The following is a 13,436-nucleotide window of genomic DNA, read 5'->3' on the forward strand; positions in this document are numbered from 1 at the left end:
GTTAACATGATGTTAATTTCCAGTTAATTATATTTTTACCTAATATAAAGTTATTATGTATAGAATGAAATAATAAATAACTGTATAATATAATTTATACTTGAAAATCTTTAGACCCTAAATATCTATAATTAGAAAGGAATTGTTATGGAAGATTCTTTTGTATTACAACTATCCAGTAGAAAATTCAAGGATTTTTATCTATGTTTTTGCGGACATGCTAAATGTGCTCCATTACATAATTTTGGCCCAGCAGTAAGAGCAAATTACATAATTCATTATGTATTATCCGGAAAAGGTTATTATTATGTTGATGATAAAAAATACACCATTGAAAAAGATCATGGATTCTTAATTGAACCAAATATTAGAACATTTTATCAAGCAGATAGCAAAGAACCTTGGACATATATTTGGATTGGTTTTTCAGGTCCTAGGGCTGCTGAATATCTTCATGAAATTGGATTAAATCATAATGATTTAATATTTAAAAATGATAATTCAAGCGAAATGAAGAAATTAGTATTAAAAATGCTTAAACATAATGAATCAAACTTAAAAGAAGAGTTTTACTTGCAAGGATTATTATATCAATTTTTCTCCTTATTAATTAATGATAGTAATATTTCTAAAAATAGTATAAGTAAAGAGCTTACAACTAAAAACACCTATGTTAGAGGTGCTATTAGCTTTATAAAAAATAATTATTCATCAGGAATTATGGTTAATGATATTGCTAAACATCTTTCTATTAGTAGAAGTTATTTATATATACTATTTAATGATATTTTAGGAATATCCCCTAAAGATTATTTATCTAATTTTAGAATAACTAAATCTGCTGAACTTTTAACTTTAACTGACCAATCAATTGAAGAAATTTCTTTGAACTGCGGATATAAAAATCCCGAAGCTTATTCTGCAGTATTTAAAAGCAAATTTGGATTAACTCCTACTAAATATAGAAAATCCAATAGGGATGAACATAAGAAAAGACTTGAAATGGAAATTAAATCCTTAGACTTTATATAAATAGAAAACGGACAATGCTTACCTTGCCCGTTTTTTTCTCTATTTTTTATAAATGTTATTTTAAAGGATTTTACTTAATTACTATTATTAATTTTAAAAATTAATTTTCAAACTATCTTTTTTACTACTTTTATATAATAGTGGTTCCGAAACATTATTATTAAACCATTGAATTAGCGGCCCCATAAATAATGCTGTAACTACAGTTCCTATTCCAACTGAAGCCTTTAATAAAAATCCAACAATTACACAAATTAAATCTGTTAAAATTCTGCAAAGTCTAAATTGTGCCATCTTCTTATCAGCCATAATCTTAGAAATTGCATCATAAGCTGATACTCCTAGATCAGCTGTAAAATATAGTGATGCTGCAAGACACATTATAACTACACCTGAAATTAGTAATACTACTCTAATTAAAAAGCTTGGATTTACTATAATACTTTCAATAAAACTTCTACTTATATCAGCTATAAATCCATTTCCAATTAAATTGAATATAGTTGCAAGACCAATATAACGTTTATCTAATATGAATACAATTACTAACATACAAGCACATAATATAGTATAAAAAGCTCCAAAAGATAATCCAGTAACATTACATAATCCAGTTGTAAAACTAGTAAATGGATCTGTTCCTAATGCTGAAGATTGAAACATTCCAATACTAATCCCCGTTACGACTACACCTATAAACGCCATTAGTATTCTCTTAGTTTTCAAATTCATATTATTTCTCCTCTGCCCTTATTACATAAATTTTTGACCAATAATCTGTACAAGTTTCTCCATCATCTAATACTTGCCCTGCTGATGGATCTGTAGTTATTAATCCTAAATTCATTAGTTCACTTCCATAATATGAATTAAATTTATCTGAATTACTATTACTATTTCTACTTTCCTTAGATGAACTACTTATTGTCTTTACTGAATATAATAAGTTTTCATTTAACCCATGTAACTTCATTCTTCTAAATGGACAATTAACATCATTTAATACCTTAAAATAAGCAACTATAGCCTCTTTCTTATCCTCTGATACAACCATCCATGCTGAAATATTATTTTCAAAAGGACTTTGTAACCTAAAGAATGTACCCTTTTGTATAAGCTCTCTATATTCTTTCACAAATTCAACTTGCTTTTTAATTATTTCATGCTCTTCTTTTGTTAACTTAGTTAAATCCAATTCATATCCAAAAGCACCAAAGTATGCAACATTTCCTCTAGTTTCTAATGAAGTATTACGGAAAAGCTGATGATTTGGAGTTATAGATACATGTGCACCCATACTGCTTATTGGGTAAACATAAGAAGTTCCATATTGAATCTTAATACGTTCAATAGCATCAGAATCATCGCTAGTCCAACATTGAGGGGCATAATATAGCATACCAGGATCAAATCTCCCTCCACCACTTGCACAAGATTCAAATAATATATATGGGTGCTTATTTATTAATCTTTCATATAAATCATAAACCCCTAAAATATACCTATGAAATACTTCACCTTGTTTATATGATGGTAAAGCTGCTGAATAACATTCTGTAATACATCTATTCATATCCCACTTTATATAAGAAATACTAGATTCACTTAAATTTTTATCTACCATTTCAAAAATATAATCTACAACTTCATTTCTTGAAAAATCTAATACATATTGATTTCTTCCATGAGAGCTTGATCTATTTGGAGTTTTTATTATCCAATCAGGATGATTTCTATATAACTCACTATCCTTATTAACCATTTCAAGTTCAAACCATAATCCAAATTTCATCCCTAACTCTTCTATTTTTCTAGACAATCCTGAAATTCCATTTGGCAATCTATCAGTATTTGCATACCAATCTCCAAGTCCACTAGTTTCACCTGATCTAGCTCCAAACCATCCATCATCCAAAACAAATAATTCAATTCCATCATCTTTAGCAGTCTTTGCAATTTCCAAAAGAATATCTTCTGTAAAATCAAAATAAGTTGCTTCCCAATTATTAATTAATATTGGCCTAACCTTATCTCTCCATTGCCCCCTTGCAAGCCTTGTTCTATAAAGTTTATGATATGTTTGACTTACACCATTTACTCCTTTATCTGAATATACTATAACTGCCTCTGGAGTTTGAAATTCTTCATTATTCCCCAAATTCCATGTAAATCCAAAAGGATTTATCCCCATTAACACTCTTGAAACATCATGAGTATCTACTTCAATCTGAGCTAAAAAGTTGCCACTATATATTAAAGAAAATCCTAAAGCCTCACCTTGAAACTCATCAGCATTTGGACGTTTTAATGCTATAAATGGATTATGATTATGCCCCGAATTTCCTCTTGTACTATTTATAGCTTGTATACCTTGCTCTAACTTTCTATGTCTTACTTCTCGTTCCCTTGCCCAAGCACCTGATAATTGAATCATTTCATAATTACAATCAGGTAAATCTAAACACATACTCATAGCATTAGTTAATTCTAGATTTTCCTTGCCTTTATTTATAAATCTACAGCTTCTTGCTATTGCAGATTCATTATTAAATATTGTATAATTTAAAACTAATTCAACATCAATTTCTTTATCATATAATTTTATTTCTAATGTATCTGCTTCTGCATCTGATTCTGCATAAGTAGCTGGAAGACCCTTTAACTTAGGTTTTCCACCATATATTTTATGCTCTATATATTCAAAATTAGTAATTCTACTTCCATTATTTTGAATGATCTCATATGCAGGATATTTAAAATCAGTAGTTCCATATGATGGATACTCTTGCTTTATATGCTCTAATGAAAATTCATACTCGCCTTCATACATGTATGCAGACATTGGTCTATATGCACATTCAAGTAAATAGTCATAATTTTCTTTTTGATGAATTTTCCTTCCAAAGTATAATTGTCCTAATTGATTGTTTTTTAAAATTTTAATTATATAACTTAGATTGTTATTGAATAAATGAAACTCCCTACTTTTTTCATTAAAAATGATACCCATGATTAATCTCCCCCGTAATTTTATTCTGCAACTTTTAGTTCAACTTTTTTTGCAATTTCTTTCAAATAATTTCCTTTTAATTTATAGTATTTCTTATAAATAAAGTAACTTAATGCTACAAATATTGTTGGTATTCCAATCATTAATATACGTATACCCATTATTGCTGTAGGTGTTTGTGCTACATCTGGAACATATCCAACAAGAGCTAGTCCAACTCCTGTAAATAATCCTGATACAGCTTGTGAAGCTTTCATAAGGAAGGTTTGTGCAGAACAAATAATTGATTCATTCCTTGTTCCAAACTTTAACTCACCATAATCTATAACATCTGCAATAGATACAGTTGTAATTCCAAGTGAAAATGCTGATCCAATCTTTAAGGTAATTGCTCCTAATGCGACTATAACTGCATTATGTGGTGCAATAAATCCACCAATAAATATTATTCCTAATCCTAAAACTACTAATAAACATGCTAATGTATAAACCTTTGGTCTATCTAATTTTTTTGCAACCTTAGGAAAAAACATAAGTCCTGCCATTTCAGCTAATATACAAAAGTTAAATACTGAAAATAAACTCTCCATCCCTGTTACATACTTAAAATAATAAATTAATATTGCGTTTACTATTTGTGTACAAAGATTAAATGCTAATAATACTCCCATAAATGCAATCATTTGATCATTTTTTATTAATAATTTAAAAGCTTGTTTTAAACTAGTCTTTTCTATACTTTTCTTTGTAGATATTTCAGGAACATTAAATACTGTAATTCCTATAGTAACTAAGAAAATTACTGCAATAACAACTGCAAATGCTGTATAACCTACCTTTAAATCTCCATTTCCAAATATTCTATCAAAGTTAGTTATTATAGCTAAGCCAAATGTCCCCACTATAAATCCAGCCATACTTGCAAAAAACCTTGGAATTACTGAAACTTCTTCACGTTCTCTTGGATCTGATGTTAAGTTAGGTAACCATGACCAATAAGGAACATCCATAATTGTATAAGTCATTCCATATAAAATGTACATTACCGCAACATAAATATATAATTGCGAAGTAGACATATTACCACTTGTAAATAATAAAACAAATACAATTGCATTAATAATTGTTCCTATAAGTAGCCAGGGTCTAAATTTTCCCCATTTTGTATGTGTATTATCAACTATCATACCCATTGCTGGGTCATTTACAGCATCCCAAATACGAGCTACAAAGAATAATGCTCCTGCATATGCCGGTGATAATTTTAATATGTCAGTAATATACACCATTAAAAATATACCTACTAAATTACATATAGCATCCTTACCTATCGCTCCAATTCCAAAGCACCATTTTGCCCTTTTTGTTAATCTCATAAACTCTCCTCCCGAATCTCTTTTTTGATACCCTTTACATATTTTATTATAAATGGATTATTTTTATATAATAGGTGCTTTTGTTGAATGAATCATAGAAAATGTTTACTTTTTATGTTTTTTAACATATTTTCTTATTTTCTTATTTTCTTATTTTCTTATTTTCTTATTTGGATATTATATGATAATAATTAAACCCTAAAGATACAGCTTTAACTGCACCTTCAGGGTTCAATATTTTAAATTTATTTTACTTTTTCTTTTTTGTAACTAAGTATATTCCACTTCCTATAATAGCAGCTGCTATAGCTACTATTACTCCATAGAATACTCCTTGCCCTGTCTTAGGAAGTTCATTTTTCTTCTCACTATCAGTATTTGTTATATTATTACTTGCTGTATTGTTATTTGTACCATTATTATCTGTACTATTATTTGTACCATTATTTTCATTATTATTTGCTGATCCTGATCCATCTGGTTGACCTGGCTGTTCTGGTTGATCCGGTTGAGTCGGTTGATCTGGTTGATCCGGTTGAGTCGGTTGATCTGGTTGATCCGGTTGAGTCGGTTGATCTGGTTGATCTGGAACTACTGGTGCCTTCTCAACAGTTAATACAATATCTTTTCTAGATTCATTTCCTAATCTATCAGTAGCTACTAATGTAATCTTGTACTCTCCAGCTACATTTAAGTCATAATTTCCTTCTATATTAACATTAATAGTTCTTCCTAAATAGTCAACTGCAGTTATTAAATCAAGTAAATTTCCTACCTTACCTTCAGTAACAACTAATTTTCCATCTCCTTGTCCATTATTGTTAATAGTAATTGTTGGAGGAGTTGCATTATTAGCATTGACCTCTTCAACCATAACAGTTTGTACTAAAGTTACCTCATCACCTTCACTATCATTAACTGAATATTTAATACTATATGTACCAACCTTCTTAGTATCAACTTTACCAGTTACAGTAACCTCATCAACTGAAATTTCTCCATCTTCTTCATCATTAACTTCAATATAACTTTTTGCATCAAAAGTGTCACCTTTAGATACTATTATACTTCCATCAGCTATTGCAGGAGAATTTTTTAAGCTTATTACTGGTAGTGAATTTATAGTTAATTTTTCTTCACTTAAGTTAGCCATATCAATTCCACTAACTTGTCTATTTGTATCGTTAATTACATAGCTATAAGATTCCCCTTCAGCATTAACATTAGCTTCAATACTATATGCTGATTTTCCTACTGAATCTTTTTCAACATTTATTTCACAAATTTCTATTGTTCCACCATTTTTAACTAAAGGTTCACTTGAAACTATGAATATCTCCATAGATTTTTTATCATTACCCATTTTTACATGAGTTTTTAAATCACTTGAACTTTCATCTGCATATGATTCTACAAGCCATTTAATGCTGTCTTCTCTAAACTTTGCATTACCATCAATCTTTAAGCTTAATTGTAATGATTTTATTACAGGAGTAAAGTTTTCTAATTCTATCTTCACTTTATCTCTTTCTAACTTTTCAACATTCAATTCAACAGAGACATTGCTACTCTTTTCTTTATTATCTGCTGAAATATTTTTTGTCACTGCACATGTACTTACAACAACTGCAGATAATGCAATTAAACTTACAATTCTTTTATTATATTTATTATTGTTAGCTTTTCTAACAGATTTTTTTTCAAAATTATCTGGTTTCATTTTATCCCCCCATTACTTTAGTTTTGAGTTAGTAGCTAATAGTTAGTAGTTTAAGTAGAAACTCCTTGCGGAGTTTCTTCCAAATACACTTTTTCAAATTCAGCTAAGCTGAATTTAAACCATAACTTGTCACTTGCTAACCTTGTGACTTGCCACTTAAAACTTGTCACTCTCTAAGCTTGCTAAGCTTTATCTTGTTTCAGTAATTTTTTCAATTACATTTTCCTTAATTTCAAAAGTCTTAACATTTGATTTGCTTCTTGTTGTAGTAGTACCTGAAGATAATACTATTTCTGGTAATTTATCTGGTACTGCAATTTTAAATGTATCACTTACAAGTCTTTGACCACCAGTTAAGGCATCAGCACTATCTGTTCTATATAATTCTGCAAAAATCTCAGTGTTATCAGTCATGAAATTTGCTGCATCTTGTGGTTCAACCCAATAAATCCAGTTACCTTCTGATATTTCTTCTAAATCTCCATTATCAGGAATTTCAGCCATAAGTATTCCATTATACTTATCTGCAATATGCTCTTCATTTTGATTTAATACTAAAGGCACATTGAATGCAGGATTTCCTCTATATTCCCCAGTTATAACTATTGAACCTGCTGGTATTGATTTTTCTTCATTTTCAGCAGTATCAGGGTTGTCAACTTGATAAACAAATTTATCCTTTAATATTCCAATACCATTTTTGTAATTAATATTGTCATCAGATACACCTATTTCAATATTATCTCCTGGAGGAGTTAATACTTCTAATTCTGCTGCCGAAATACTCTTAGTTCCAAGAGCTGTAACCTTAACATATCTTGCATTATATGAATTTAATTGATTTCCTCCAGTACCCCCTTCTTTATCAAAGTAAATTGTAGCTGTAGGATTATCTGCTGTTAAATCTAATGTTCCTTCCTTAACAGTTGTCCAATTAGAACCATCTTTACTTACTTCAATTTTATATTTCTTAAGAGCTGTACTTACTACAGATTGTTTCTTAAATATGAATCCTGAAGTTTGTACTGGTGCAGTATACTTAATACCAACTAAAGTTTTCATTTCAGTTGTATCTAATACTACATATGGATCGTTATTTGGATTCATTTCAGTTAAATGAACTGAACTATTAAACTCATCCTTAGTTAACATTCTACCTTCGTAAGCAGTAGTATTGTCATCATCTAATGCAAGTTTTAAATCTTCATTTTCATTACATGAATGAATATCGTTATGCCCTTCATCAACACTTATAGTATTTGTAGTTAAAATCGTACTAGACTTAGCAACTCCACCATCATGTCTAACCTTAACAGTTCCTAATTCAACTGTATTTGTAGGATTTAAATTATAATCATATGCAACTGCTGAATAAGTTACTACTCTGTTATTCATATTATCAACAACATCAGTATAAACTGTATCTGCAGAAGCCTTATCTCTTTCAATAAATCCACAAGGTTTACCATTTCTATAAATTTCATATCCTAAGATATTATCATTGCTCTTATCTACAGATAAATTAATAGTAACATTTTTATCATTTACATAAGAACCACTTACAATTTGATTTCCCTTAGAATCAACGCCAAAACTAGCTGAAAGTGTAGTTCCTGCTTCCATATCTGCAGTTCCTTCCATTCTTCTTCTTCTAGCTTCATCATTTATATATTGAATCTTTCTAGTTTCTTTAGGGAATTGAGATACATATTTTAAAGTTGTAGCATTTGCCACTATTCCATGAGCTTCATAGAAATCAGTTAAATCTTTTTCTGCAACTTTTGAAGTCATTCTTATTAACCATTGATCTCTATCTCCATCAGCTCTTTCTTCTTCTGTCATTTCTCTATATGCTCTATTTAATTTTGCATAGAATGAATCATTACTTAAATCTGCATCATTATCTGTAAATAACATCTTATAAGTACTGTCATCTTCATATGCTAGGTATGGTTGCCATAGCATGTTTACTACAACAGTTCTATCAGTAGATAATCCTATAGTATTTGAAGTTACCTTCTTATATAAATCTTTCATTGCTGATGCATATGGACTATCTTCATCTAACATAGTTCCAGTTATTGCAGTCATTAAGTTATTACTTGTTTCTGGATAAAGTCTATCTCCAATATCCATACAGTGACCCATTTCATGGCCTATTAAACCTCCATAAAGGTGTGCTTCACTTGCATTTATAACATTTCCAGCATCATCAAATTTATAAGGAACACCTTGAATATATTGTGCTGAACCAAATCCAACACCTATATGGTGACTTGATGCATAAGCCGCTGCTCCCATCATCATTCTTTGATACTTAATATTTAATCTTGTAAGTGGTGCTCTATGCTTTTTGAAATATGCTTGGTCTTCTTCATCAATTTGACCATTTCCATTAAAGTCTTGAACTTCTTCAAATACACCTTTCTTAGCAAAACCAACTTGTACTTCTTGCTCCCAAGCTAAAAGTGCATCATAAACTCTATTTACTTGAGCTTCTGTATCACCTTCTAACCCACTTTCTATACCTCTTAGTATTTCTGATGCAGGTAATGTAAGAGTAAATCTATCTCCTTCAATATCTGTTGTATTTAAAGGTGATGTTTGTTCATCATAAAGATATATATTATTTATCTTATCCTTATCACTAACTTGAGTTGGGTAAAGTGTCTTAATATCAGACATATATGTTCTTAATTCTGATATGTAAGTTCTAATCTTATCTTTAACTTCACTTTCCTTAGAATCATCATTTATTAAATTATTAACATTTAAATGAGGAATTTCTGTAACTCCACTTAAACGTATTTGTACATTTGCAGTTGTAGAACCTTGAGTAACTCTAGCCATAACTTGACCACCCTTTTCTACATCGGCAGAAATAATTGTTGGAATAGTTATTTCAGTTCTACCAGGTGATATTGTATAAACCTTACTTATATATTCTCCTGGTTGTCCATAATTTTGTAAGAATACTATATCAACCTTTGTATTAGGATCAGATGAACCCATATATACAGCTATTTGCTTAGCTGTTCCATCATCATCAACTGAAGGTCTTGCAACACTTCCTAATGATTGATAACTATTTTCCATTCCTAAAGATGGTCCTTCATTATCAGTTCTGATACTAGCATCAAGAGTTGTTATTTTTTCTGAAACTTCCTTATCATTAAATAACTTTTGTGCAATATCTAATTCCTTTTCTAAAACAGACTTTTCTGGATGATATTCACCACAAATAGGATCTGGAGTATTTAATCTCTCTGCTAACTCATCTAACATATCTTGAGTTACTGTATCTTTAAGAACTAATCTTAAATCATCTTCATATAAATCTTTTATATCATCTGCTAAGCTATCATACTCATAGAATTTAAGCTCTGATATTCTTTGTATACTTCCACCATATCCAGATGTATCTACCTTTATTTTATTTGTAGTTATTGGTTCTTGTAATTTTACAATATAATAATTATGTCCATTAGAAGACTTTTCAGTTATTGATTCTGTATAAACTACTTGTTTATCACCATTTTCATCCCAATAAGTAACCTTAACTTTATATAAGCCCATATAATTTCCTTTTTCTAAAGTTTGTCCAATTCCTATTGAGCCTATTGTATAAGTATCATCAAATGTAATCTCTGAACCTCTATCAGCTCCATAACTAGCTCCTGTATCCCAGTTATCAACCTTCCATTCAGTAGTAAAGTCTCCATCAACTAATGCATATTCAGAGTCATAATGTAAGTAATCATCTTGAGTTGCCCATCCATCAGCATCTAGCTTATTACGTACATCAATGATATGTGTAGTACCAATTTCATTTTCATCTGTTGGTCTATTTATAAGCTTGTACTCTTGCATTACTGGTGGATTAACTGATGTTGTACTTGCTATATATGTCTTAGACATTTCACTTGTACCTAAATGGTTAGTTGCTGTAAGTCTTACTTCATAAGAAACATTATCTTCAAGCCCATTAACTGTATAGCTATGACTTCTTACTAATTTACTCTTATCTGGATTAGTAATATCTTGGCTACCTTCAGCAACTTCTTTATTATTATCATTTGCTTTTATCCAATTTTTATTTTCATCACCAATTTTTCTATAGTAAATATCAAAGTCTCTTGCTTCAGAATGCTCTTCCCAGCTTACTGTAAATGACTTATATCCTTGCTCTGTTGTTAAGTTTCTTGGTGGCTCTGGTGAATTTAATGGAACAACTTGTATTTCTGATACACTTCCCTTATCACCATTGTAGTAACTATCAATTGGATTAAAGTCAGCATCTACGTTATCTGCCTTTCCATCAAAAGCTGATGGTACATCATCTTCACTTAAGTAACCACTGCTCCATTCACCATTTAATGATTGAATACTTACTCTATATAAGTCGTAAGGCTTAATATCCTTATCTAATATATTTATATTTGTTTCGTTTGTTTGAAGCTTCTTTGTACTAACAACTTTTCCATTAGCATCAAGTTTTTGATACATTACTTCATATGATGTTACATTTGGTTGCGCTTCCCATGATATTGTTATTCTTTCATCATGTAATTTTGTTGATGTTTCTAAAGTTTTTATTGTAGGAATGTTCATATTTGGAGCTGGAACTTCCTTATATACATTATTTAAAAACTCAATTTTTGCTATTTCAGAAATATTTTTATTTCCTCTATTTGCTGTTACATTTATAGAAATCTGTTTAACAGCAACTTGAGTTCCTAAATCAATAACTATATCCCCATCCACGCTTCTTGAATATACTGATGCTGTTGAAACATCACTTGAATTGCTATTAAATTCAATTGTTTGTTGAACACCATTTTCATCAGTATAAGTTATACTTCCTGCCTCTGGCATTCCTGCATTTGCATTAATAGAGTTTTCAGGAGCCTTTAATACTATTTTCTCCATTTCTACAGCTTCATTGCCATTTCCAGTTCTAGCTAATCCATTTTTCCTCATAGCACTTGATAAATCAATATCAATAACTAATGGTGATTCTTTACTAGGAGCCTGTCCATCATTTTTCGCAATTCCTATTGATTTCTCATTATCTAAGAATATATCTTTTAAGTTATCTCCAAATTCTAACTTAAATTTACTTTCATCTACGTTAACATTATTAACATCAAGGATTGCATCAGTATTTTCAATTACTACTTGACCTTGGCTTAATCCAATATTTTCATTAACATAAGTTAAATCAGCAATGTCAATTTTTCCGTCTTTATTTACATCATATTTTGAGTTATATGATGATCCGATATTTTCAAATATAAGTTCATAGTCACCCATATCGATTTTTCCATCACCATTTACATCACCAGCTAAAAATACTCCATTATATTTTAAAGCTTCATTACTACTATTTCCTAAAATAACTCTCTTTGAGAAATCCATTATTTCTATATTTTCAACCGTAGTATCTACATAACTTTCAGCAGTAATTTCTGCACTATATGTTCCAAGTTCTAATTTTTCTATTGTTATATGTAAGAAGTAAATATCATTATCTCCACTTTCTAACGGTAACTTCTTTGAATTTAACGTTTCAATTTTATAAGTTGCACCATTGCTGAAAGTTCCTTCTTCAACAGATAAATCAGTTATTACTCCAATCTCTTGATTCTCTTTACTTATTTTAAGCTTCATAGAATCTGTATTTGATATTGGCATTGCAAAATTCATATCAAATTCTAATTTCCCATATCTTTTAGCTGATTGTAAATATGTAGAATCATTAGATTTTGAAAGTTCTTGTTGCTCACTCTCTTTGCTATCTACTTCGCTAGCCTCTGAATTTAATTCTGAAGATTGTTCTGAATTTAATATACCTTCATTCATCATTTCATCAGCTTCATTATTAGAAGTTGTTTCCTTTTCAGTACCTTCTGTTTCTACAACTTCATCTCCTAAATCTGTCGAATCATTATTATTTTCTGTTACCATTCCTTCCTCAGATGAACCTTCAATTTTCTCTATATCTTCTATGGTAACATCTACTGAGCTATTAGCTTCTTCATTAATATTAGCATTAATAGAATCATCTATTTTTGTTACAGATTTTATAGTATCTGCAGATACAGTAGTTAAATTTGTAGTAGCTAAAGCAGTTGCAATAGTACACGATACTATCTTTTTCATTTACACCTCTCCTTTTTTCGCCAAATATAGATAATTGCCTTACTTAGTACTTATCTTTTTATATTTTACTCTATTTTTTTCGTTTTTTAAACTCTTTACGTTCATTTTTGTAATTGTTTTTTGAATTAAATTAAAT

6 protein-coding genes are annotated in these 13,436 nt (G+C 29.8%); 1 reads left to right on the top strand and 5 read right to left on the bottom strand.

The window, feature by feature from the left end; genetic code table 11:
* Positions 1-147 precede the first annotated feature (147 nt).
* The gene (locus tag ABUA17_RS07395) at positions 148-1,032 is read left to right on the top strand and encodes an AraC family transcriptional regulator (protein ID WP_055277239.1); all 885 of its coding nucleotides are present in this window, start codon (positions 148-150) and stop codon (positions 1,030-1,032) included.
* Positions 1,033-1,125: 93 nt separating this feature from the next.
* Here the strand turns inward: ABUA17_RS07395 and ABUA17_RS07400 are convergent, their stop codons facing one another.
* From ABUA17_RS07400 to ABUA17_RS07420, 5 genes are all read right to left on the bottom strand, one after another.
* Positions 1,126-1,764 (bottom strand): YczE/YyaS/YitT family protein, encoded by a 639-nt coding sequence (locus ABUA17_RS07400; RefSeq protein WP_055277241.1) that lies wholly within the window; start codon positions 1,762-1,764, stop codon positions 1,126-1,128.
* A gap of 1 nt (position 1,765) precedes the next feature.
* Positions 1,766-4,042, bottom strand: a complete 2,277-nt coding sequence (locus ABUA17_RS07405) for an alpha-galactosidase (RefSeq protein ID WP_055277243.1) — start codon at positions 4,040-4,042, stop codon at positions 1,766-1,768.
* A gap of 20 nt (positions 4,043-4,062) precedes the next feature.
* Positions 4,063-5,418, bottom strand: a complete 1,356-nt coding sequence (gene melB, locus ABUA17_RS07410; protein ID WP_055277245.1) for a melibiose:sodium transporter MelB — start codon at positions 5,416-5,418, stop codon at positions 4,063-4,065.
* A 250-nt stretch (positions 5,419-5,668) separates the two neighbouring features.
* Entirely contained in the window at positions 5,669-7,138 is a 1,470-nt protein-coding gene (locus ABUA17_RS07415) for an immunoglobulin-like domain-containing protein (RefSeq protein ID WP_349817978.1), read from the bottom strand.
* 189 nt (positions 7,139-7,327) lie between these two features.
* Positions 7,328-13,300 (bottom strand): fibronectin type III domain-containing protein, encoded by a 5,973-nt coding sequence (locus ABUA17_RS07420; RefSeq protein WP_349817977.1) that lies wholly within the window; start codon positions 13,298-13,300, stop codon positions 7,328-7,330.
* Positions 13,301-13,436: the final 136 nt, after the last annotated feature.

It is taken from the genome of Clostridium sp. RTP31139st1_H3_RTP31139_211217 (assembly GCF_040227035.1).
Classification (GTDB): Bacteria; Bacillota; Clostridia; order Clostridiales; family Clostridiaceae; genus Clostridium; species Clostridium saudiense.

Coding starts and splice junctions, on each gene's coding strand:
- ABUA17_RS07400 (WP_055277241.1), bottom strand. CDS start 1,764: ATGAATTTGAAAACTAAGAGAATACTAATGGCGTTTATAGGTGTAGTC.
- melB (WP_055277245.1), bottom strand. CDS start 5,418: ATGAGATTAACAAAAAGGGCAAAATGGTGCTTTGGAATTGGAGCGATA.
- ABUA17_RS07395 (WP_055277239.1), top strand. CDS start 148: ATGGAAGATTCTTTTGTATTACAACTATCCAGTAGAAAATTCAAGGAT.
- ABUA17_RS07420 (WP_349817977.1), bottom strand. CDS start 13,300: ATGAAAAAGATAGTATCGTGTACTATTGCAACTGCTTTAGCTACTACA.
- ABUA17_RS07405 (WP_055277243.1), bottom strand. CDS start 4,042: ATGGGTATCATTTTTAATGAAAAAAGTAGGGAGTTTCATTTATTCAAT.
- ABUA17_RS07415 (WP_349817978.1), bottom strand. CDS start 7,138: ATGAAACCAGATAATTTTGAAAAAAAATCTGTTAGAAAAGCTAACAAT.